We start from the raw sequence: 21,232 nt of genomic DNA on the forward strand, positions 1-21,232 counted from the left end.
AACATTAGCGTAAGGCAACTAAAAGCGAATCGCGGGTTCGGGTTTTCCGAACGTCAGGTGCCGATGGCGTCGAGCTCGGCCCGGATCGGCCGTTCCCACACGGGCGGATCGCCGATCTGCTCGGCCAGGAAATTGACCAGGGTGCGGATCTTGGGCGAGGCCCGGTGCGACTGGCGGTAGATCGCCGAGACCACCCCGCCCGAGGGCGAACAGGCCGGCAGGACGATTTGCAGCTCGCCGGCGGCAATCGGATCGGCCGCGAGAAAGGTCGGCAGGATGGCCAGGCCCAGTCCGGCCTTGGTCGCTTCGAGCAACTGGTGGCCGCTATCGGTGCACAGGCGGTTGCGGATGCGGAACGATTCGAGTTGCCCGTTCACCAGCAGTTGCCAGGTGCCCTGGGGTTCGCGATTTCCGTACAACAGGCCGTCATGCGCGGACAGCTCGGCCGGATCGGCCGGCATCCCGCGCCCGGCGAGGTAGCCCGGGCTGGCGCAGATCAGGTGGCGGTTGACGGTGATCGGCCAGGCCACCAGGGTCGAGTCCTGCAAGTTGCCCATGCGGATGGCGACGTCGTAGTTTTCGTCATGCATGTTGACGTAGCGGTCGCTCAGGTCGATCTCCATGCGCAAATCCGGATACATGGCGGCGAAGCGGGCCAGCATGGGGCCCAGATAGCGCACGCTGGCCGCCATGGGCGCGGCCACGCGCAACTGGCCGCGCATGCTGGCCTGGGCGTCGAGGACGGCGTCTTCCGCTTCGCACACCTGCGCCAGGATGCGCACGCAATGCGCATAAAAGGTCTGGCCGGGATCGGTGATCCCCATTTTGCGGCCGCGCACCAGCAAGGGCACGCCCAGGCGGCGCTCGAGCTGCTGCAAGCGTTCGCTCACCACGGATTTGGTGGTGCCCAGGCGGCGCGCCGCCTCGGACATGCTGCCAGCGTCGACGACGGTGACAAACAACTGCATTTCGACGAATTTGTTCATGAAGTAAGGCGGTGGATGGCGGCGTGCCGCAGGCGTGGATTGTAAAACTTTTCATGCCATCCAAACCGCCTTGCCGTCAATACTTGCCGGCGGGCGGCTCAGGCGGCGCGCGCGAACTGGCGCCGGTACGCGCCCGGCGTGGTGGCCGCCAGGCGGCGGAAGTGATGGCGCAGCGACGCCTCCGACGCAAAGCCGGCGCGCTCGGCCACCTGCGCCAGCGGCAGCGCCGGGTTTTCGAGCAGGTCCTTGACGATGGCGACGCGCTCGCGGATGAGCCACTCCAGCGCGCCGAAACCGGTGGCGTCGTGGAAGTGGCGCTGCAAGGTGCGCGCGCTCATGGCCCCCTGCCGCGCCATGCTGGCCACCGTGTGCGGCTCGGCCGGATGCACGCGCACCCAGTCCATCAGGCGCGTCAGGCGCCCCTTCTCGTCGTGCGCCATGGGGCGCGGCAGGTACTGCGCCTGCCCGCCTTCGCGGTGCGGCGCCACCACCAGCCGCTGCGCCACCAGGTTGCCGATGCGCGCGCCGTGATCGCGCCGCACAGGTGCAGCAGCATATCGATGCCGGCGGCCGAACCGGCCGAGGTGATGACCTGCCCGGCGTCCACATACAGGTCGTCCGGCAGCACGTGAATCGCCGGATAGCGGCGCGCCAGCCGGTCGGCATAGCGCCAGTGGGTGGTGGCGCGCAAGCCATCGAGCACGCCGGCCGCCGCCAGCACGAAGACCCCGGAACAGATCGAGCACAAACGCGCCCCGCGCGCATGGGCGGCGCGCAGCAGCGCCAGCAAGGCCGGCGGCGGCGCTTCATCGGCATTGCGCCAGCCGGGGATGACGATGGTATCGGCCCGCTCCAGCAGCGCCGGCGCGTACGGCGCGCTGACAACAATGCCGCCGGCGGCACGGATCGGCCCCGGTGCGGCCGCGCACACGGCGAACCCGTACCAGTCCACGCCAAGTTCCGGACGCTCGAGCGCGAACACTTCGACCGTGCAGCCGAATTCGAAAGTGCACAGGCCATCGTAGGCCAGGGCGACGACGAGATGGTTTTTCATGGCACGATCTTAACGCAGAATGGCTTCCGCGCCACTTAGCAGCGGCCGGATGGATGCCGATAATGAAGGCTCTTTCACCATCAGGAGCCAGACCATGTCAGCAGTAAGCGATGTCGCAGCAGCCCCCTCTCCCGCCGCGCTGGCGCATTTTGAAGCGCAGTTCGCGTTCGACACCGATTGCTGGGATGTGCACGATGCGCTGGCGTCCGGCAGCCCCGATTTTGTGTTGCTCGATGTGCGCGGCAGCGAAAAATACGGCGCCGGCCACGTGCCCGGCGCGCTCGATCTGGCGCATCGCAAGATCATCGGATCGACCCTCGCCAGCTATCCCGAGGGGACGCTGTTCGTGGTCTACTGCGCCGGACCGCACTGCAACGGCGCGGCGCGCGCCGCGATCCGGCTGGCGCGGCTGGGGCGCCCGGTCAAGCTGATGACCGGCGGGATCAGCGGATGGCTGGACGAAGGCTTCGCCCTTGCCGCCTAGCACCTAGAAATACGCCGCCACCTGCAGCCACGCGCGGGTGCGCGAGCTGCTGCCGTCGGCATCCTTGCCGCTGGCGTTGCGCGCCGGGTTGCTGCCGATTTTACCGGCCACCTGCAGGCGCACGCTCACATTGCCCGGCGCGCGCCAGTTGATGCCGACGCCAACACCTTTCAGGTCGTAGCTGTTACCCGGTCCGCCGGCCGCCAGCGCATTCGGGTACAGCGCGCGATTGAGCTTGATATGGCCATAGTCGAAGAACGCACCCACGTCGGCCTGCCACGACGGCAGCTCGTAGCGCGCTTCGAGCGCCAGCACATGGCCTTCGTCGCCACTGGCTTCGCCGGCCGGATAGGCGCGCACGCGGTCAGGTCCGCCGAGCGACATCTTCTCGCCCGCCTCCAGGTTCTTCGACGCCAGCTGCCCGCTGATGCTGCCCATGAGCGACGTTGCGCCGCCGATGCGCTGCACCCGCCCCAGCTGGTAGTTCGCGCGCGTGAAGCTGCCTTCGCTGCGCGGCCCGGCGGCATCCGCCGCCTGCGAAGCCGCGTTGCCCGACAGGTCGACCCGGCCGGGCGTCACTTCCAGCAGCGCGCTGCTCAAGCCACCGCCGTAGAGCTGGTCCTGGCTGCTCATGCTCACCGCCAGCGGCAGCACCCGCACCTGCTTGTCGCTGGTCTGCACGCCGTTGGCGCGGTTGACGAAGCGCTTGTCCTCAAAACCGCCGCGCAGCTGCACGCTGGTGTAGCGCGAACGCAGCAGCGGATGCATCACCAGCAGCTGCGCCACGTTGGCCGTGCCGCGCGCGTGCAAGGATTCGAAATCGGCGCCCAAGCGGTAGCGCAGGCCGGAATACGCCAGGCCGACGCGGGTGCCCGCAGCGCCCACCGGCAGCACCGCGCCCACGCGCGCGTAGTTGAAGTCCGATCCGGTGCTGGCCACTTGCAGCGACAGCTGCGAGCCGCTACCGGCCAGGTCGTTCACATTCACACCGCCGGTCGCGCGCATGCGGCCGGTGTAGCGGTTCGAGGAATTGTCGAAGCCGGCGTTGCCGTTGAACAGAGGCCCTTCGCTCAGGGCGATATCGATGGCGCTCTCGCCCAGCGCCGCGCCGGGGCCGAGTTCCGCGCGCGCACCGATGCCGGGCAGGTCCTGCGTCAGCAGCAGGGCGCGCTCGAGCTGCGTTTCATTGACCGGCGCACCGGGCACGACGTAGGCATCGAAGTAGCGCCGCGCCAGCGCGGGCGCCAGCCGCACCGAGGCGTCCGCGACGATGCGAACGTTTGAGGCGCGCCCTTCCAGCACCTGCAAACGCACCTGGCCCTGCGCCAGATCCTGCGCCGGCAGGTAAGCCGAGGCGAGGAAATAGCCGCGCGCGCGGTAGTACGCCGTGACCGAGGCGGCGGCCTGGTTCAGCTGCGCGAACGTCAGCGCGCGGCCGGCATAAGGCGCCAGTAGTTCGCGCAAGGCCGCTTCCGCAAACGCGCTCACGCCCGCGAACACGAAGCCGTTGACCTGCACGCGCTGGTCGCCCGCCTGCGCGGCGGCCGGCAGCGGCGCCGCATCGGGCAGCATCTTGACGCCGGCCGCCGGTGGCGCGATCAGCGCCGGCGGGCGGGTCGATTCCAGGATGCGGCCGGCGTCCGGCGTGACCTGCCCGAAGGCCAGGGCGGGCGCCAGCAGGATGGCGAGCGCGATGCTGTCTGTGGTGAGGCGTTTGTTCACGTTGCTACCTTGTTGCGGATGATTCGATTTGAGATTGTTCATGGTGTTACTCCGCCGTGCGCACGCCGCCACGGCGCATGGTGACGGCCGTGCCGCCGCTGAGCGTGACGGTGCTGGTTCCGGCCTCGGCGCCGCGCGCGCCGCTGGCGTCGGCCTGCGGCGTCAGTTCCGGCGCAGGACCGGTCCAGGCCACGGTCCACGGGCTGAAACCGGCGTTCGCAAACACGTTCTGCTGGCGCTGGCCGGCGGCGGCCAGCGATCCGATGATCGCGTCGACTTGGCTGCTGGCGCCATTCACGGTCAGGGTGCCATCGACATACTGCGGCAGGTAGTCTTTGAAAACGCCGCCCGCCGGTGTAATCGTGTAACTGCCGGCCGGCGACTGCCGGTCCGCGCCGGTGGCCGCCGTCAGACCGGCGAGCAAGGCGCTGTCGTCGCCTCCAACGAAGCCGCTGGCGCTGAAGGTAAACGCCGGATTGGCCGCACCGCTTGCGCGCACCTTGTCGTCGGCCCTGATGGTCAACGGCGCCTGGGTGATGACGCCGGTGTTCACGCTCGCCGTGCCGCTGGCCAGCATGTAGTTGGACGCCAGGCCGCTGGCGCCATCGACCAGGGTGAAGCCGCTCGCGGTGACCAGCTTGCCGTTACCGGCGCTGCGGTTGTCGTAGTTGGCGCTGCGTGGCGCCGCCAAGGTCAGCGCTTCGCCGGCCACCAGGTTCGACAGCGATCCCGCACTGCTCAAGGTGGCCGTCGTGGTGCCGTCGTAGACCTTGGGAGCGACCGTCATGCCGCTCACGGCGACGGTGCGCGGTGTAATCGTTCCCGCGCCGCTGGCGCTGGCCGGCAGCACGTAGTTCGACAGCAGCGTGCCTGCCGTGGCGCTGGCGCCGTTGATCACCGCGCTCACGCTCGACGCATCGCGCACGTTGGCGCTGTTGAAGGTGCCGCTGCTTGCATTGACACTGGCGCCTTCGCCGGCCACGAAACCGCCCAGCGTTACTGCGCCGGCGTCGAGTACGGCGCCGGTGCCGCCGTCATAGACTTTGCTGATGACGCCGGCCAGGCTGGCGGTCAGCGCGCGCGGCGTGATCGAGGCGGTGGCGGTCGGCTGAAGCGTCGCCAGCGTGTAGTTGGCCGCGTCAACGCCGTCGACAGAGAGGCCGTCGAGCATGATAACCTTGGCCACGCCCGCGTTCTTGTCGGCGAAGCGCGCACCCGGCGCATTGAAGGCCAGCGTGTCGCCGCTAATGCGGTTGTCGCCTATGGTGAACTGCGCGGCGATGGTGCCGTCGTAGACCTTGTCCACACCCGCCACCGTCACGTTCAGGGCGCGCGGGGTGATGTCGGCCGTCGCCGTCGCGCTGCTGGAGACCAGCGCGTAGTTAGCGGCGTCAAGGCCGCCGATCGTCAGGCCCGCGACATTGACCGTCTTGCCCTTGCCGGCGTTCTTGTCGGCGAAGGTGGCCGTGCCGCTGGAAATGGTCAAGCCATCGCCGTCAAGCTGGTCGCCGGCCACGGTGGCGCTGGCAAGCGTGGTGCCGTCATAGACTTTACCAGCGGCCGTGGCGGTGACATTCAAGGGACGCGCGGTAATCGTACCGGTGCCGCTGGTACTGGTCGCGGCCAGCACGTAGTTGCCGGCATCGGCGCCGGACAGCGCCAGCTTGTCGACCACGATGGCCTTGTTGACGCCAACGTTTTTGTCGACGAAGAACGCAACGCTGCCGGCCAGCGACAGCGCGTCGCCAGCGATGCGGTCGTCGCCAAGGGCCGAACCGGCCGCAGTGGTGCCGTCGTAGACCTTGACCGCACCGCCGATGCTCACATTCAGTGCGCGCGGCGTGATGCTGGCGGTGGCGCTTGCGCTGTTCGACGTCAGCGTGTAGTTGCCCGCGTCCGCGCCCGACAGGGTCATGCCGCCGGCCGTAATCGCCTTGGCGCTGCCGACGTTTTTGTCACTGAAGGCGGCATTGCCCGCGTTGACGACGAGGACGTCGCCCGCCAGGCGGTTGTCACCCAGCGTGAGCGCGGCCGCCAGGGTGCCGTCGTAGACCTTGTTCACGCCGGTGGCGGTGGTGACGAGCGCGCGCGGGGCGATGTCTGCGCTGCCGGTATAGGCGGTCGAGGCCAGCGTGTAGTTGCCCGCGCCCGCGCCGGACAGCGCCAGGCCGGTGACCGTGAGCGGCTTTGCCACGCCCGCGTTCTTGTCGGTAAAGGCTGCGCCGGTGCTGGTCAGCGCCAGCACGTCGCCGGCGAGGCGGTCGTTGTCCAGCGTGAGCGTGGCGACGGTGGTGCCGTCGTAGGTCTTGCTGGCGCCGACCAGTACCGGGGTCAGGACGCGCGGCGTGATGCTGGCGCTGGTGGTGGCGCTGGTCGAGGCGAGCGTGTAGTTGCCCGCATCAGGGCCCGCCAGCGCAATGCCGCTCACCGTCACCGTCTTGCCGGCGCCGACGTTCTTGTCGGCGAAGCTGGCGTTCTGGGTGTAGCTGACGTTGTCGCCAGCGAGGTGGTTGCCGCTGTAGGTGATGGCGGCGGCCAGGGTGCCGTCGTAGGCGCGGTCGACGCCGGTGGCGCTAAAAGCGAGCGCGCGCGGCACGATGTTGGCCGTGGCGGTGGTGCTGGTGGCGGCCAGCGTGTAGTTGCCGGCGTCGGCGCCGCTCATGGACAGGCCGCCCACGTTGATGGTCTTGCCGGTGCCGGCGTTCTTGTCGGTGAAGCTGGCGCCACTGCTCGACAGGATCACCGCTTCACCGGCGATCTGGTTGGCCACCAGGACCACGCTGGCGCCGGTGGAGCCGTCGTAGGTCTTGCTCAAGCCGGTGACGGTCGGCGCCAGGGTGCGCGGGGTGATGGCGGCGCTGGTGCTGGCGGTGGTGCCGGCAATCGTATAGTTGCCCGCATCCTCGCCGGCGAGCGCGATGCCGCTGATGGCAACGGCCTTGCCGCTGCCGACCGCCTTGGTGTCGAACAGGGCGTTGCCGGCCACGGTCAGCTGGTCGTTCGCCACGCGGTCGTCGCTGAAGCTGGCCGTGGCGGCGATGGTGCCGTCGTACTGCTTGTCGATGCCGGAGGCAGTAAAGGCCAGTGCGCGCGGGGTGATGCTGCCGCTGCCGGTGGCGCTGCCAGAGGCCGCGGCGTAGTTGACCGCGTCAGGCCCGGTGAGAGCGAAGCCCGTGACCGTGACGGTCTTGCCGGCGCCGGCGTTCTTGTCGGCGAAGGTGGCCAGGCCGGAGACGCTCACCACATCGCCTGGCAGATGATCGTCGCCCAGCGTCACGCTGGCGGCATTGCTGCCGTCGTATACCTTGCTCGCGCCGGCGGCCGAGACGTTCAGCGGCCGCGGCGTGATGTTCGCCGTGGCGCTGGCGCTGGTGGCGTCGAGTGTGTAGTTGCCCGCGTGCGCGCCGCTCATACTCACGCCGGTGATGTTGATGGTCTTGCCGCTGCCGGCGTTCTTGTCGGCGAAGGCCGCGCCGCTGTAGCCCAGCGTGACAAGGTCGCCGCTAATGCGGTTGTCGCCCATGGTGACCGTGGCGGCGGTGCTGCCGTCGTAGACTTTGTTGACGCCGGCCGCGTTGGCGGCGAGGCTGCGCGGGGTGATATCGGCGCTGGCCGCCGCGCTGGTCGATGCCAGGCTGTAGTTGCCCGCGTCGAGACCGGAGAGCGCGATGCCGGTCACCGCAACCGCCTTGCCGGTGCCGGCATTGCGGTCGCCAAACGCGCCGCTGCCGGAAACCGTGAACACGTCGTCGGCAATGCGGTTGTCGGTAAAGGTCACGCCCGCCGCCACGCTGCCATCGTAGATCTTGCTGGTGGCGCTGGCCGTGGTCACGAGTGCGCGCGGGGTGATGTCGGCGCTGCCGCTTGCAGTGGCTGCGGCGAGCGTGTAGTTGCCCGCGCTGGCGCCGCCGAGAGTGATGCCGCTGGCGGTGACTGTCTTGCCGGTGCCGGCGTTCTGGTCGAGGAAGGCGGCAGCGCCGCCGGTAACCGTCAAGGTGTCGCCAGCGATGCGGTTGTCGCTCAGGGTGGCTGTGGTGGCGGTGCTGCCGTCGTAGACCTTGTTGGCGCCAGCCAGGGTGGCGGTCAGCAGGCGCGGGGTGATGGCGGCGCTGGTGGTGGCAGTCGTCCCGGCCAGGGTGTAGTTGCCGGCGTCGTTGCCGGACAGCGCGATGGCGCTGACGCTGACAGTCTTGCCGGTGCCGGCGTTGACGTCGCCGAAGGTGGCGCTACGCGCGAGCGTTAGCGCGTCGCCGGCCACGCGGTCGTCCGCCAGGCTGACCGTGGCGGCGCTGGTACGGTCGTACTCCTTGTCGACGCCGGTGGCGCTAACCGTCAGCGTGCGCGGGGTGATGCTGGCGGTGGTGGTGGCCGTGGGCGACGCCAGCGTGTAGTTGCCAGCATCCGTGCCCGACAGGACCAGGCCGCCGACGGTGACGGTCTTGCCGTTGCCGGCGCTCTTGTCGGCGAAGCTGGCCGTGCCGCCGAGCGCCAGGTCGTCGCTGCCGATGCGGTTGTCGGCCAGCGCGACGCTGGTGGCCACCGTGCCGTCGTAGACCTTGCCGCCACCGGAAGCGGTCACCAGCAGGCTGCGTGGCGCGATGTTGGCGCTGGTGGTGGCGCTGTTCGACGCCAGCGTGTAGTTGGCGGCGTCCGGCCCGCCGATGCCGATGCCGCTGACGGTGATGGTTTTGGCGTTGCCGGCGTTCTTGTCGGCGAAAGCGGCGCCGGTGCTGGCGAAGGCCACGCTGTCGCCGGCGATGACGTTGCCGCTCACGGTCGCGCTGGCGGCTGTGCCGCCGTCGTAGACGCGGTTGTTGCCGGTGGCGCTGGCGGTCAGGGCGAACGGCGTAATGGTGGCGCTGGTGGTCGCCGGCGCCGTTCCCAGGGTGTAGTTGGCGGCGTCGGCCCCGGACAGCGCAATGCCACTGAGGTTGATGGTTTTGCCGACACCGGCATTCTTGTCGGCGAAGACGCCGGTGCCGCCGATGTTGACGGCGTCGCCGCCGATCTTGTTGCCGCTGAAGTTGACGGTGGCGCCGGTGGTTCGGTCGTAGACCTTGTCGACGCCGCTCGCGCTCACGTTCAGGGTGGCCGGGGTCACCGTGTAATTGGCGCCCGTGTAGTTCAGGGTGTAGCCGAGCGCACTGGCCAGGCTGCCGGCGCCGATGGCGTAGGTGCCGACGTTCTTGCCGGCGCCGGCGGCCGACAGCGCGCCGGTAAAGCCGCTGGCGATGCTGTCGTTATCAATGAAGCCGGTGGCGCCATAGGTCAGCGTGGGCACGGCGGCGCTGCCGTCGTAGACGCGGGAGGCGGCGTTGGCGCTCAGGTTGAGCGCGGGCGCGACCGAATACAGGAACCAGTTGCCGCTGCCGGCATACGCGGGCGTGCTGCCGGCCACGTATGCCTGGTTGTAGTGCTTGTCGTAGCCGCTGGCGCCTTCGAGCGTGGTCACCGGGCTGGTGGAATACACCAGGTAGCGGCCGGATGGCGCGCCGATGCCGCTCGCGCCGTTCTGATTCGAGAACGTGCCGTTGACGGCGGCGATTTCGAGGGCGCTGCCGCTGCCGGTGCCGGTCACGCTGCCGCTGCCGAGCAGCGTCACCGTGCTGCTTGCCAGGCCCTGGTTGACCAGCTTGACCGTGGACCCGGTGACCGTGCCGCCAACCGAGATGGCGCCGATGCTGGTGCCACCCAGCGTCATGCCGATGCTGCCGCTGCCGGCGTCGATGACCGTGCCGGCGGCAGTGGTGATGGCGGCATTGCCGCTATCGCGCAAGGCGGGGTCGGCGCCGGCGCTGGCGTTGGCGAGCACGGTCAGGTTGGCGTTGCCGGTGCTGATGCTCGAATCGAGGGTGACGCTGCGCCCGGCCTGCAAGGTCAGCGCGCCGTTGCCGGTGGTCGCATTGCTGATGATCAGGGGATTCCCGGCCAGCAGCTTGATGTCGTTATTCGCCTGCAGGGTGATCGATACGCCCGCGTCGAGCGTGGCGAGCAGGGTCGGCGCGTCGATCGTCACGTCCAGGCCCGGCTTGGGCTTGACGGAAGTGAACGGCACGTTGCTGCTCGATGGCGGCGGCAGCAGCGCAAAGGCATGTACCGCGCCGGTTTCTGGCACGCTGCCGTCGGCCGAGTTGGCGTACGGTGCGCCGACCACCAGGCGGTCTCCGGCCCGGTTCAGCGCGGCCGCGAAGCCGAAGTTGTCGCCGTCGCCCAGATTCAGGTCGCCGTTGGCGCCGACCGTGTAGTCGCGTCCCAGCGTGGCGGAGACGGCGGGCGCGGCAAAGCTGGCGCCGCCGAAATCGACGATGCGCACGCTGCCCGGACCACCGGTCACGGCGCCGAAGCCGCCGTCGCCGGTGGCGCCGATGGCCAGGCGCTTGCCGTCGCCCGACAGCGCTACCGAGGAGCCGAACAAGTCGTTCTCGCGCAGCGTCAGGGCCAGATCCTTGGCGCCGTTGACGCCGGCGCCGATGCGCCCTTCCAGTGCGTTGGCGGCGCCGACGCCGCTGAACAGGTACACCGCGCCCTTGCCGCTGCCGGTGCCGAGCGCGCCCACGGCCATCAGGCTGCCGCTGTTGTCGAAGGCGACCGCGCTGCCGAACTGCTGGTCCGTCGCCAGGCTCACGCCGGCGCCCTGGCCGAACACGCCGGCCAGCGCCATCGTGGTGGCGCCCTTGTCGAAGACGTAGACGGCGCCGCAGTTGGCGCAGTCGTTTTGCGCGCCCTGGTCGTACAGGGCGCCGATGCCGATGCGGGTACCGTCGCGATTCATGCCGACCGCCGCGCCGAAGCCCAAGGCCGGCTTGCCGGTGTCGGTGGCGGTCAGCGTTTGCTTGACAGTGGGGGCGGCAAAGTGACTGCCAAAATTGAACAGGCGCACCGACCCGTTGCTGCCGTCGCCAAAGGCGCCGGCGCCCAGCAGCGAGGCATCGTGGTTCATGGCCAGCGAGGTCCCGAACTGGGCGCCGTCGGCCAGCGCCAGGTCCAGGTTCTTGCCGCCGGTGTAGCCGGCGCCGATGGTGCCTTCCAGGGTCGCGTTGGAAAAGTTATTGTCGCTGAAGCTGAACAGGCGCACCGCCCCCTTGGCGCTGCCCAAGCCGTCGATGCCCTTGTCGAAGGGGGCGCCCACGGCCAGGCGGTCGCCGGCTTCGTTGAGGGCAACACTGAAGCCAAAGCCGTCGCCCGAGGCCAGGCTGGCCACGTCCTTGTTCTTGCCGCCGCTGTAGCCCTGGCCCAGGATCGCCTGGTAGGTCCAGACCAGCGGATAGCTGCCGATGGTGATGTTCTTCGGGTCGAGCAGCAGCTGGCCGCCGGCGCCGATGTCGAGGTGCTCCAGGCCGACGTGGCGCAAGTCTTCCTTGCCCGAGATTTCGACCGTGCCGCCGGCCGCCGCGCCGGTCGCGTTGACCTTACCGAGCATGGTGGTCTGCTGGTCCGACCACACCACCGCCGTGCCGCCCTGCCCTTGCGCGCCGCTGGCCGCCACCTTGATGCTGGTGGAATCGTTGATGAAGGTTTGCTGGGCCGAGGCGATCGGGGCGCGCTGGCCCCAGCGCTGCGTGAAGCGCGCCAGGTCGGGCGCGTCGGCGCGCTCGCTGCCGCCCTGGAAGGCGCCGCCCACGCGCACCAAGCCGCCTTGGCTTGTACCGGAGGCGTCGAGCGTGGCGCCAAGCAGGCGCACGTCGGCGCCGGAGAGGTCGATGCGCCCGCCGATGCCGTCGCCGGCGCGGGCAGCGTGGGTGGCGGACGAGATCACGCCAGCGCCACCGTGGATGCTGATGCTGCCGCCATCGGCGGCGCCGCCGGCGTTGGTCGAGGCGCTGCTGGTCTCAACCAGCGCGGCGCCGGCGCGGTAGCCGATGCTGCCGCCATTGCCGCCGCGGCCTTGCGCGCTGCTCGCCGCCGCCGCCGACAGGTTGGCGCGCGCGTCCACCTTGACCGTGCCGCCGGTGGCGCCGTCGGCGTTGATGGCGCCGTCGAGTGCGACCGCGCCGCCATCGATCGCAATGCGTCCGCCCGCAGCCGCGCCGGAGGAGGCGTCGAGCGCGCCCGCGTGGATGGTGTCGCCGCTCAGGCGGATGCTGCCGCCGTCGCCGGCAAAGCCGCGCGCCTGCACCAGGCCGGCGTTGTTGACGGACGAACGCGCCAGCGCGTCGGCGGCGGCGGCGCTGAGCACCACCTGGCCGCCGTCGGCCTGCACCAGTCCATTGTTGGTCAGCACGGCGTCGAGCGCGGAGCGGGCCACGCGCACGGTGATCAGGCCGTCGCCGCGCAGGTCGAGGCCGACCTGGCTGCCGGCTGCCAGCACGGCGCTGCCGCCCGCCGCGCCGATGCTGCCGCTGTTGGCCACCGTGGGCGCGATCAGCGCGACGTAACCGCCATTGGCGGTGCGGATGCTGCCGTCGTTGCGCACCGCGCCGGGCGTGCCGGCGGCGGAAAATTCGTAACGCCGGTCGAGGAAGTCCTGGTCCGACAGGCCCAGGCTCGACGCCACCAGGCCGCCCACGTTGACTTGCGCGCCGGCGCCGAACAGCACGCCCTGCTGGTTCAGCAGGAACACCTGGCCGTTGGACGAGAGCTTGCCGTAGATGCGCGAGGGGTCGCTGCCGACCACGCGATTGAGCGCCACCGCGCTGGCCGAGGGCTGGTCGAAGCGGACCTCGGCCTTGCTGCCGATGTCGAAGCTTTGCCAGTTGAGGATGGCCTGGGCGCTGCCCTGGGTGACGGTCATGGCCGCGCCGTTGGTGCTCACGGCGGCCTGGCCGGCGACGAGCTGCGCGCCGGCCGGCAGCGCGCTATCGATCAGCGGCGGGGCGGCGGCGGCGTTGGCCGCCACGGCGGCGCCCAGCATCAGGCTGACCAGATTGCGCCGGCCACCCTTGCCGCGTCCGCGCGCGCCTTCGGCCACGGCGACCCAGCAGGCATGCACATGGCTCCAGACGAGGCGGTAGAAACGGTTGGCGGAGGCGTGCTTGTGCATGGGTGGATCCGTGTATTGGGGCGAAAGTGGAAGCCGGCGCGCCGGTGCGCGCCGTGGTCTGGGAGACTGCGCGGGTGTTCAGGCCATCAGGCTGAAATCGGCGCGGTAGCGCGGCGCGCCGGCGGCGTTGCCGGCAGGGGCGACGAACAGCAGGAAGCGGCCCAGGGTGGCATGGTCGATCTCGTAGGTGCCGGCCGCAAAACGCGCGCCGTCGCTGGCAAAGACCAGCGAGAACTGGCGCAGGCGCGGATCGTCCTGCGTGGCCGGCGTTTGCACCTCGGCCAGGGTGATGCCGATGGCGCGCAGCTCGGGGTGGTTCAGCCAGAACTGCTGGCCGACCAGCGCCAGCGCGCTGGCGTGGCTCCACGCGAAGGGCGTGGCGGCGGAGGCGGCGGCCTGCGGCGCGGCCGCGCCCATCATGCCGGCAAAAGCGAGCGAGCTGGCGCCGGCCCTGAGTATGTCGCGTCGTTTCATGCTGTGTGGTCTTTACTGGTCGGGGTGGGTGGTGCGGAGGGCGCGTCGGCGCGCCATTCCATGAGGCGGTGAAAGCCGGCGCTGCCGATCTCGCGAAAACCGAAGCGCCGGTACAGCGCCATGGCGCGGTTGTTCGATTCGACGTGGGTGGTGACGGCCGCGCCGCGCGCGCCCGCTTCGCGCTGCAAGGCGCCCAGCAGCGCACTGCCGGCGCCGCGGTTGCGGTAGGCCGGCAGCATGCCGATCTCGATCACATGGATGCGCTGCGTTTCGCGCGCCACGTACAGGCGGCCGACCGAAATGTCGCCATCGAGCACGAGATCGAAGTGGCCGGCCGGATAGCGCTTGCGGTAAAAGCCGTGCTGGGCGTCGAACTGCATGCGCACGTAGGCGTCGGCGGTGGCCACGTCCCACCCGGAGCGGGCGATGTCGCGGGCGCGCGCGGCCGCGTACACGCTGCGCAGGAAGACGTGGTCGGCGGCCCGCAGCGGGCGCAGTGTCGGCTTCATCCTCACGGGCGCTGTGGGAACACGCCCTGCAGCGCGATGCAAAAATTCAATGCAAGAAAGGGCTGGCGGTTCTCGTGCGGCTGGCCGGCGCCGGCGCTTGACAGCGCGGCCGGCGCCAGCGGCGTCAAGGTAGCGGCGGCGCTCGCATAGATCTGCGCCACGCCGGCATGGCCGAACGAGACCGTCATGCCGGGCGTGGCGGTGGTGGCGGCGCTGCCGGCGTGGTGCAGATCGTGCTGGTGCGCGGGCATCTCGGCGATGGTCAGCGCGACTTCGTGCACCCCGCCCGGCTCGCCAAGATCGCGCTGGGACAAGCCGGGGCCGGCGCCCGGATGCAGCGGCGAGCGGTCGGCCAGGTTGGGCAGCGCGAAGGTGCTTTTGCCATCGCCGCCGTAGGCGGTGCCGAGCAGCGAGAACAGGGCCGTGTTTTGCGACAGCGGCATCAGCTGGCCATTGCAGGCGGCCCAGCCTCTGGGCACGAAGTTGAAAGGGAAAATGCGTATTTCAGCAAGGAATGGGTCTGCCATGGCGATGATGTCCGTTAGGTCTGGCTGGGAAAAATGCCGAACAGGGAAATGATGAAATGGATTCCCAGGTAGGGCCCCATATTGTTGTGCGGCTGCGATCCGCCCTGGCTGCCGATGGCGCCCGCGGCCATCGGCGCGTTTTGACCGTTCAGGCCGTACACGGGGGTGCCGCCGGTGTTGCCGGGCACGCCCGTGGCGGGGCTGACGGCGGCACTGGCGGCGCTGGTCGAGGCCATGACGGCGTGCGTGTGGGCCGGGATGGTCGGTATGGCCAGGGTCACTGTTTCGACGCCGGCCGCTTCGGCCAACTGGTAGGTGGTGCCGCTGACGCCCTTGCCCATGTGCAGGGGAACACGCCCGCGCATGTCGGGCATGGCGAAGGTCGATTGGCCGTCGCCGCCGTAAGTGTTGCCGATCAGCTGGAACAGGGTCTCGTTTTCAGAGATTTGCAACAGTTGGCCGTTGCAGAATTCCCAGCCGAGCGGGGCAAAAGTTCCTGCGAACATGCGGATTTCGCCGACATAAGGTTGTGCCATCGCGTAGGTCCTTGTTATTCAGTTTGGGCTGGGGAATATGCCCTGCAGGGCAATCACGAAATTGACCGTCAGGAAAGGCTGCATGTTGGAATGCGCCTGCGAACCGCCGCGCGGCGTCACGGTATTCTCGTTCAGCGCCACCTGATTGGCCGGGGCGGCGAACAGGTCGCGCCCGAGACGGCCCTTCTTGCCCGCCAGGGCGTTCGCCGGCGAGCCGCTGGTGGCCAGGGCGGTGGTGGCATTGAGCGCGTGGGCGTGGACGGGCAGCTGGGATGGCGCGAGCGTGACCGTTTCCTGGCCGCCGGTGCTGCCCGGCGGGCCGCTCACAGCGCCCGTGTGCACCGGCACCCGGCCGCGCAGGTCAGGCAAGGCGAAGTTGGTCTGGCCGTTGCCGCCGTACTGGGTCCCGAGCAGGGAGAACAGGGCCTGGTTCTGGTTGATAGGCAGTAATTGGCCGTTGCACACTGCCCAGCCCTTGGGCGGGAAGTTGAACGACATCATCCGGATTTCGGCGAAAAACGGTTCACTCATGGTCGGCTCCTTGCCAGTCGCTTGGCGCCGCCTGCGGGCGCGCGCGAATTTAGTTGAAAATTGCCTGGTACTGCATGCCGTCCTGGTCGCAGCCGACCGGGACGATAAACAGGGGGAACGTTGCGCTGCCGGGGATGTCCAACATGTAGGTCATCTGCTCCAGCGCGGGCTGGGCCGGGCCGCGAAACAGCAGCGCAAAGCTGTTGCCCCCGGCTGGCTGATGCGCGGGCCGGTCGACCTCGGTCAGGGCAAGGGTGACGCCGTCGTGGCCGGCCACGGCAAAAAAGCCGTTCAGACGTTCTGCGAAGAACGCGTAATCGAGAGTGGGGAGCATCGGAAAGACCGGCAATAGAGCGAGAGTTCTATTTTAGTATCTTTAATGTCTTTTGGGAAACTGATTAATGGTTATGCGTTGTGGGCAAGACACACATTCCAGGGCAGGCGCGCAGCCTGCCCTACGGGCCCTACGGGCCCCCCTGTGTGGGACAGCACTTATCCGCCGAGGGCTTGCTCGATCTTGCCGACCAGCTGCTTGTCTTCCGGGGTGACCTTGCTCGGATAGTGTTCGATGACCTTGCCGTTGCGGTCGATCAGGTATTTGGTGAAGTTCCATTTCGGCTCCTTGCCGGTGGACTTGATCAGGCTCGCGTGCAAGGGGTTGGGATTGGCGCCGCTGACCACGGTCTTGGCGAACATGGGGAACTTGACGCCATAGGTGTTGTAGCAGAGGTCGGCAATTTCCTTGGCGCTGCCCGGTTCCTGCTTGCCGAAGTCGTTCGACGGAAAGCCCAGCACGACCAGGCCCTTGCTGCCGTATTTGGCGTACAGCTTTTCCAGCCCTTCGTACTGGGTGGTGTAGCCGCAATAGCTGGCGGTGTTGACCACCAGCACAACCTTACCGGCGTACTGGCACAGGTCCTGCGGCACGTCATCCTGCAGGCGCTTGAAGCTGTGCTTGAGCACGGCGGGGCAGCTGGCCGGGGCCGCTGCCGGGGCGGCGGCGGCCGGGGCTTGGGCATGCGCCGGAATGCTGGTCAATACAACAGCGGACAGGCCCGCGAGAAGAAGTGCCGAAATCTTGAACATTGTCGTTTCCATGCGGTGGGGAATGGGAACTTCATTCTATGTCAATTCGCCTGTGCAAGCGGCGCGGCGATAGACGGAACGGCTACCTTGCCAAAAAAAGCAGCAAATATTTGATACTTAGAATGATACTTCTAGGAAATACTAGGTATCATGTGTGCATCTTTACGGAGCCAGCCATGCCGCGTACCAGCCTGAACACCACTGTCAACCAGCACTACCTGAACAAATTAATGAAACTGACCGAGGTGATGGATGTCGCGGCCAGTGAAGACATCGTCGACATCCGGGGCATGAAGCTGGTGGCCAAGGGCGCCAGGCTGACCCGGGCCCAGCAGCATACCCTTGGTGGGCACAAGCTCAGCAAGACGCTGGAATCGTCGCTGAGCGCCGAAGGCGGCACCGACAACGACCTGATTCTCGAGACCGCCAAGCGCATTCTCGACACCAGCGTGCCGGTCAACCGCATCCTCGGGCGCAACGCGGGGCGCGGGATTTCGCCGCAGACCTTGCTGGCGAACATGCAGCTGGGCCAGGCCATGCGCTTGATGCTCACCCTGACCGACCGCGACGGTCCGCGCGCGCTGGAACACAGCGTGACCGTCAGCCTGCTGTCGATCGGCATGGCGAAAAAGATGGAGCTGTCGAACGACGAGCAGATGGCGGCCGGCCTGGCGGGCCTGCTGCACGATATCGGCGAGCTGTACATCGACCCGGCGTACCTGATGCCGGGCAAACGCCTGCTGCCGCACGAGTGGGCGCCGCTGGTGATCCATCCACGCGTCGGCCAGATGCTCATTACCGAACTCGCAACCTATCCGCAAGCGGTGGCGCGGGCGGTGTCGGAACACCACGAACGGCTCGACGGCACCGGCTATCCGCGCCAGTCGGCCGGCGGCATGATCAGCGGACCGGGGCTGGCGGTGTCGGTGGCGGAAATGCTGGCCGGGGTGCTGCACAAGGATTTTCCGCTCGAGCGCGCCGAACTGGCCCTGAAAATCATTCCGGGCGAGCATCCGCACCATTTTTTGTCGGCCATTTCGAATGCCTTGCGCACGCAGCCGGCCAACCGTCCGATCGCCCCCTCGCGCCCGGACGAGAGCGATGACGCCGCAATTGCGCGGCTGTGGCACCGGATTGCCGATGCGCTCGAGGCCGGCCAGGACATGCTGCGCGACGATGCCGAACGTTCGCCGCGCGTGTGGGCCCTGATTCAGCGGGCGCTGGCGCGCATCCGCAACATCGAGCGCGCCTTCATCAGCACCGGGCTCGATGCCTATCTGAAGAACAACCACGGCTTGCACGACCACGACGACGGCACCCTGCAATTCGAAAAGGCCGTGGCCACGCGCGAAATCACCTGGCGCCTGCGCGACATTGCGCGCGACCTGGCCCTGAACACGGCCGACGTGGCCAGCGACCGCGCAATGCTGGCCGGACTGATCGCCTTGCTCGACGGCGCGCAGGCGGAACCGCTGGTGATACGCGACACGTCAGCGGCGACAACACCGTTGCAGACAGCGGCCGCGGCGCCGATGCCGGCGGCGCGGGCGGCCTGAGGCTGCCAGCCTACTCCACCGTCAGCTTCGACAGGCGCGGATCGGTCTCGGGGAAGCTCAGTTCCAGGTCTTCCATGACTTCGAGCAGCAGGCTGGCGATGAGCAGGTTGCGGTGGACCTTGGAATCGGCCGGAATCACGTACCACGGCGCGTGGTCGGCGTCGGTGGCGGCGATGGCGCGTTCATAGGCGTCCTGGTAGTCATCCCAGCGCTTGCGCTGGACCAGGTCGTTTTCGTCGAACTTCCATTGCTTTTCCGGGTCATCCAGGCGCGCTTGCAGGCGCGCGCGCTGCTCCTCCTTCGAGATGTGCAGGAACACCTTGACGATCACCGTGCCGGTCTCGGCCAGCATGCGTTCGAAGTCGGCAATATGCGCGTAGCGGCGCTTGCATTCCTTCTCGTCGATCAGCTTTTGCACGCGCGGGACCAGCACATCTTCGTAGTGGCTGCGATTGAAAATGGCGATATCGCCGGCGCCCGGCACGTGCGGGTGAATGCGCCACAAGAAATCGTGCGCCGCTTCGTCCGGCGTAGGCGCCTTGAACTGGGCGGCCTGCAGGCCCATCGGGTTGATGCGGCTGAACAATGCGCGCACCGTGCCATCCTTGCCCGAGGTATCCATGCCCTGCAGTATCAGCAGCACTTTTTGCTTGCGCTGCGAGAACAGCATCTGCTGGTGCAGCGCAATCTTTGCCGTCAAGGCATCGGTCAGCTTGCGCTCGTGCGCCTTGATCTGTTCTTTCGACCTGGGATGCTTGCCGCCCTGCTCGCGCAGCGGCGTGGCGCCGGCGTCTTCATCGCGCAGCCTGAGGCCGGGTCCGGCCCGGAAGCGGGTGCGCGCCTTCACGCTGGCGCGCCGCTGTGCGCGTGCTCGATTTTCATGCAGCGGTCCATCACCACGTCGAGCCCGGCGGCGGCGGCCAGGTCGGCCGCTTGCTGGTTGACCACGCCGAGCTGCATCCACAGCACGCGCGCGTTGACGTCGATGGCCTCCTGCGCCAGCGGGACCATGGCGTCAGGCGTGCGGAAGCAGTCGACGATGTCGATGCGCCCGCCCTGGCCCAGCGAAGCGGCGGCCTCGGCCAGGCTGGCATGGACCGGCACGCCGGCAATCTTGTGGCCGGCCAGGGCCGGATTGACGCCGACGACCTGGTAGCCGTGCTTGTGCAGATACGCGGCCACGGCATGGCTGGCGCGCTCGGGTTTGTCGGAAATGCCGACCACGGCGATGGTTTTACTGTCTTTCAGAATCTCGGGGATGGTTCTCATTGTGCTCGCCAGTAGGTGTATGTCCGGCGAGCGTAGCAGATTTGTCAATCCCCGCCGCGTACGTTAGGGCTCGCGCCGGTTGATCATCTCCGACCCCTGGCTGTGCACGGTCAGGTGGCTGACCTCGCCCTTGGCGTTGCGCGCGAACACCAAGGTGGTCAGTGAATTGGGCAGGACGAAGCTGTCGCTGGCGAACGGGGTCAGGGTGACCGGATCGCGATTAGTGCGCTGCATGACCAGCTTGTCGCCGTCGCGCTTGAAGCTGCGGGTGGCGTTGGCGTCGATGCGGTAGGTGCCGGCGTAAGCGTCGAGCACGGCGTTGTCGACCTTGACGGGCTTGAAGTCGGGGAAGGGATTGCCGATGGCAATCGCCGCCGCCTGGCTGGCCACCATGTCGGGCTGGACCTTGGGTGCATCGGTATTGCTGAGCACCGCGACGTACACTTTTTGCTGCGGCAGGCGTAGGGCGGAGGTGGAAAAGCCGTTGATGCCGCCGTCATGCGCAACCATCGGCGCGCCGCGCAGCTTGCCGACCTGCCAGCCGTAGCCGTAGTTGGTGAGCTTGCCGTCGGCCAGCACGGCGCTGGTGTGCGCTTTCTGCCAGGTGGCCGGCTTGAGCAGCTTGCCGGCGGTAATGGCCGCATCCCAGCGCGCCAGGTCGTCCACGGTCGAGGCCAGCGCGCCGGCCGCGTACGGCTGGGTCATGCTCATCGGCTTGGCCGTGGTGACGCGGCCGAACCAGCCTTTGGTGTAGCCAACGGCGCGCGGGCCGGGGCTGCGTTCGTGGCCTTCGTAGGCGGTGTGGCGCATCCCGAGCGGGGTAAAGATGCGTTCTTCCAGAAACTTGGCGTAAGTCTGGCCGGACACTTTTTCGATCACCGCGCCGAGCAGGAAGTAACCGGAATTATTGTAGGCCCAGCGTGTGCCCGGCTCGAACTCGAGCGCGTCGTTCTTGAAGAAGTCGATCATCTCCGCCACGCCTTTGTCTTGCCCCTCGGTGAGGAAAAAGGCGGGCTTGCTGGTAAAGCTGACGATGCCCGAGGTATGGGTCAGCAAGTGCTCGATAGTAATGCGCTTGCCGCGCGTGGGGTAGTCCGGCAGGAATGTGGTGATGTCGTCATCGAGCGCAAGTTTGCCTTCATCCTTCAGCATCAGGATGCCAACGGCGGTGAACTGCTTGGTGATGGAGCCGAGCCGCATGGCCATGTCGGGGGTCATGGCAATGCCCTTGGACACGTTGGCCATGCCGTAGGCCTTGCGCAGCACGGTCTTGCCATCTTGCGTGACGATAACGGTCGCGCCCGGCGCATCGGCCTTGTAGTAGGGGGCGATCACGGCGTCGATACGCTCGGCCAGGGCTTGTTCGCTGGCGGACATGGCGGCCGGGGCGCCCTCCTGGGCGAAGGCGGCCGGCGCGTGCAGCGCAACAAGGGAGGCAAAACAGAGGGCGGACAGTCTGAACATGCGTAGTTCCTGTAGTCTGGGTTGATTGGCAACGACAGGCCAGACTATAGTTGC

15 protein-coding genes and 1 pseudogene are annotated in these 21,232 nt (G+C 68.1%); 2 read left to right on the forward strand and 14 right to left on the reverse strand.

Annotated elements, in window-relative coordinates; translation table 11 throughout:
- Positions 1-53: 53 nt before the first annotated feature.
- Together F1609_RS19065 and ftrA are read right to left on the reverse strand one after the other, a co-directional pair.
- Complete coding sequence (locus F1609_RS19065; protein WP_167078075.1) at positions 54-986, reverse strand: LysR family transcriptional regulator; 933 nt, start codon at positions 984-986, stop codon at positions 54-56.
- A 98-nt stretch (positions 987-1,084) separates the two neighbouring features.
- Positions 1,085-2,040, reverse strand: a pseudogene (gene ftrA, locus F1609_RS19070) (transcriptional regulator FtrA).
- Between the two features lie 94 nt (positions 2,041-2,134).
- Between ftrA and F1609_RS19075 the strand changes: the two are divergent.
- Positions 2,135-2,524: a rhodanese-like domain-containing protein gene (locus F1609_RS19075; RefSeq protein WP_167078077.1), complete on the forward strand. Its 390-nt coding sequence runs from the start codon at positions 2,135-2,137 to the stop codon at positions 2,522-2,524.
- A 3-nt stretch (positions 2,525-2,527) separates the two neighbouring features.
- Here the strand turns inward: F1609_RS19075 and F1609_RS19080 are convergent, their stop codons facing one another.
- The 9 genes from F1609_RS19080 to F1609_RS19120 all read right to left on the reverse strand — a co-directional run bounded on the left by F1609_RS19080 (position 2,528) and on the right by F1609_RS19120 (position 16,889).
- Positions 2,528-4,288, reverse strand: a complete 1,761-nt coding sequence (locus F1609_RS19080; protein ID WP_167078079.1) for a ShlB/FhaC/HecB family hemolysin secretion/activation protein — start codon at positions 4,286-4,288, stop codon at positions 2,528-2,530.
- A 4-nt stretch (positions 4,289-4,292) separates the two neighbouring features.
- The gene (locus F1609_RS19085; protein WP_167078081.1) at positions 4,293-13,226 is read right to left on the reverse strand and encodes a YDG domain-containing protein; all 8,934 of its coding nucleotides are present in this window, start codon (positions 13,224-13,226) and stop codon (positions 4,293-4,295) included.
- Positions 13,227-13,304: 78 nt separating this feature from the next.
- Positions 13,305-13,700 (reverse strand): DUF6916 family protein, encoded by a 396-nt coding sequence (locus F1609_RS19090; protein ID WP_167078083.1) that lies wholly within the window; start codon positions 13,698-13,700, stop codon positions 13,305-13,307.
- Positions 13,697-14,209 (reverse strand): GNAT family N-acetyltransferase, encoded by a 513-nt coding sequence (locus F1609_RS19095; protein WP_167078085.1) that lies wholly within the window; start codon positions 14,207-14,209, stop codon positions 13,697-13,699. Before F1609_RS19095 ends, F1609_RS19090 begins: the two co-directional genes overlap by 4 nt.
- A 2-nt stretch (positions 14,210-14,211) precedes the next feature.
- The gene (locus tag F1609_RS19100) at positions 14,212-14,736 is read right to left on the reverse strand and encodes a phage tail protein (RefSeq protein ID WP_167078087.1); all 525 of its coding nucleotides are present in this window, start codon (positions 14,734-14,736) and stop codon (positions 14,212-14,214) included.
- Between the two features lie 14 nt (positions 14,737-14,750).
- Complete coding sequence (locus F1609_RS19105; protein ID WP_167078089.1) at positions 14,751-15,272, reverse strand: phage tail protein; 522 nt, start codon at positions 15,270-15,272, stop codon at positions 14,751-14,753.
- Positions 15,273-15,290: 18 nt separating this feature from the next.
- On the reverse strand, positions 15,291-15,803 hold the full coding sequence (locus F1609_RS19110; RefSeq protein WP_167078091.1) for a phage tail protein: 513 nt from the start codon (positions 15,801-15,803) through the stop codon (positions 15,291-15,293).
- A 49-nt stretch (positions 15,804-15,852) separates the two neighbouring features.
- Positions 15,853-16,137, reverse strand: a complete 285-nt coding sequence (locus F1609_RS19115; protein ID WP_167078093.1) for a DUF6916 family protein — start codon at positions 16,135-16,137, stop codon at positions 15,853-15,855.
- A gap of 158 nt (positions 16,138-16,295) precedes the next feature.
- A complete protein-coding gene (locus F1609_RS19120) occupies positions 16,296-16,889 on the reverse strand; it encodes a glutathione peroxidase (RefSeq protein ID WP_167078095.1) in 594 nt (197 codons plus the stop codon).
- A gap of 176 nt (positions 16,890-17,065) precedes the next feature.
- Between F1609_RS19120 and F1609_RS19125 the strand changes: the two genes are divergently transcribed.
- On the forward strand, positions 17,066-18,445 hold the full coding sequence (locus F1609_RS19125; protein WP_167078097.1) for an HD-GYP domain-containing protein: 1,380 nt from the start codon (positions 17,066-17,068) through the stop codon (positions 18,443-18,445).
- Positions 18,446-18,455: 10 nt separating this feature from the next.
- Here the strand turns inward: F1609_RS19125 and F1609_RS19130 are convergent, their stop codons facing one another.
- From F1609_RS19130 to F1609_RS19140, 3 genes are all read right to left on the reverse strand, one after another.
- The gene (locus F1609_RS19130; RefSeq protein WP_167078099.1) at positions 18,456-19,292 is read right to left on the reverse strand and encodes a PPK2 family polyphosphate kinase; all 837 of its coding nucleotides are present in this window, start codon (positions 19,290-19,292) and stop codon (positions 18,456-18,458) included.
- Positions 19,289-19,714, reverse strand: coding sequence for a CoA-binding protein (locus tag F1609_RS19135; RefSeq protein ID WP_167078101.1), 426 nt, complete (start codon positions 19,712-19,714; stop codon positions 19,289-19,291). Before F1609_RS19135 ends, F1609_RS19130 begins: the two co-directional genes overlap by 4 nt.
- A gap of 63 nt (positions 19,715-19,777) precedes the next feature.
- Positions 19,778-21,178 carry a serine hydrolase gene (locus tag F1609_RS19140; protein ID WP_167078103.1) on the reverse strand — a complete coding sequence of 467 codons (1,401 nt, stop codon included), beginning with the start codon at positions 21,176-21,178 and terminating at the stop codon, positions 19,778-19,780.
- Positions 21,179-21,232 lie beyond the last annotated feature (54 nt).

Origin of the sequence: Massilia aquatica (assembly GCF_011682045.1) — a bacterium.
Classification (GTDB): domain Bacteria; phylum Pseudomonadota; class Gammaproteobacteria; order Burkholderiales; family Burkholderiaceae_D; genus Telluria_A; species Telluria_A aquatica.

What these genes read in the sequence shown, in the direction of transcription:
- F1609_RS19080 (WP_167078079.1), bottom strand. Translation starts at nt 4,288, where the DNA reads ATGAACAATCTCAAATCGAATCATCCGCAACAAGGTAGCAACGTGAAC.
- F1609_RS19100 (WP_167078087.1), bottom strand. Translation starts at nt 14,736, where the DNA reads ATGGCAGACCCATTCCTTGCTGAAATACGCATTTTCCCTTTCAACTTC.
- F1609_RS19140 (WP_167078103.1), bottom strand. Translation starts at nt 21,178, where the DNA reads ATGTTCAGACTGTCCGCCCTCTGTTTTGCCTCCCTTGTTGCGCTGCAC.
- F1609_RS19115 (WP_167078093.1), bottom strand. Translation starts at nt 16,137, where the DNA reads ATGCTCCCCACTCTCGATTACGCGTTCTTCGCAGAACGTCTGAACGGC.
- F1609_RS19090 (WP_167078083.1), bottom strand. Translation starts at nt 13,700, where the DNA reads ATGAAACGACGCGACATACTCAGGGCCGGCGCCAGCTCGCTCGCTTTT.
- F1609_RS19135 (WP_167078101.1), bottom strand. Translation starts at nt 19,714, where the DNA reads ATGAGAACCATCCCCGAGATTCTGAAAGACAGTAAAACCATCGCCGTG.
- F1609_RS19120 (WP_167078095.1), bottom strand. Translation starts at nt 16,889, where the DNA reads ATGTTCAAGATTTCGGCACTTCTTCTCGCGGGCCTGTCCGCTGTTGTA.
- F1609_RS19085 (WP_167078081.1), bottom strand. Translation starts at nt 13,226, where the DNA reads ATGCACAAGCACGCCTCCGCCAACCGTTTCTACCGCCTCGTCTGGAGC.
- F1609_RS19075 (WP_167078077.1), top strand. Translation starts at nt 2,135, where the DNA reads ATGTCAGCAGTAAGCGATGTCGCAGCAGCCCCCTCTCCCGCCGCGCTG.
- F1609_RS19125 (WP_167078097.1), top strand. Translation starts at nt 17,066, where the DNA reads ATGCCGCGTACCAGCCTGAACACCACTGTCAACCAGCACTACCTGAAC.
- F1609_RS19065 (WP_167078075.1), bottom strand. Translation starts at nt 986, where the DNA reads ATGAACAAATTCGTCGAAATGCAGTTGTTTGTCACCGTCGTCGACGCT.
- F1609_RS19110 (WP_167078091.1), bottom strand. Translation starts at nt 15,803, where the DNA reads ATGAGTGAACCGTTTTTCGCCGAAATCCGGATGATGTCGTTCAACTTC.
- F1609_RS19095 (WP_167078085.1), bottom strand. Translation starts at nt 14,209, where the DNA reads ATGAAGCCGACACTGCGCCCGCTGCGGGCCGCCGACCACGTCTTCCTG.
- F1609_RS19105 (WP_167078089.1), bottom strand. Translation starts at nt 15,272, where the DNA reads ATGGCACAACCTTATGTCGGCGAAATCCGCATGTTCGCAGGAACTTTT.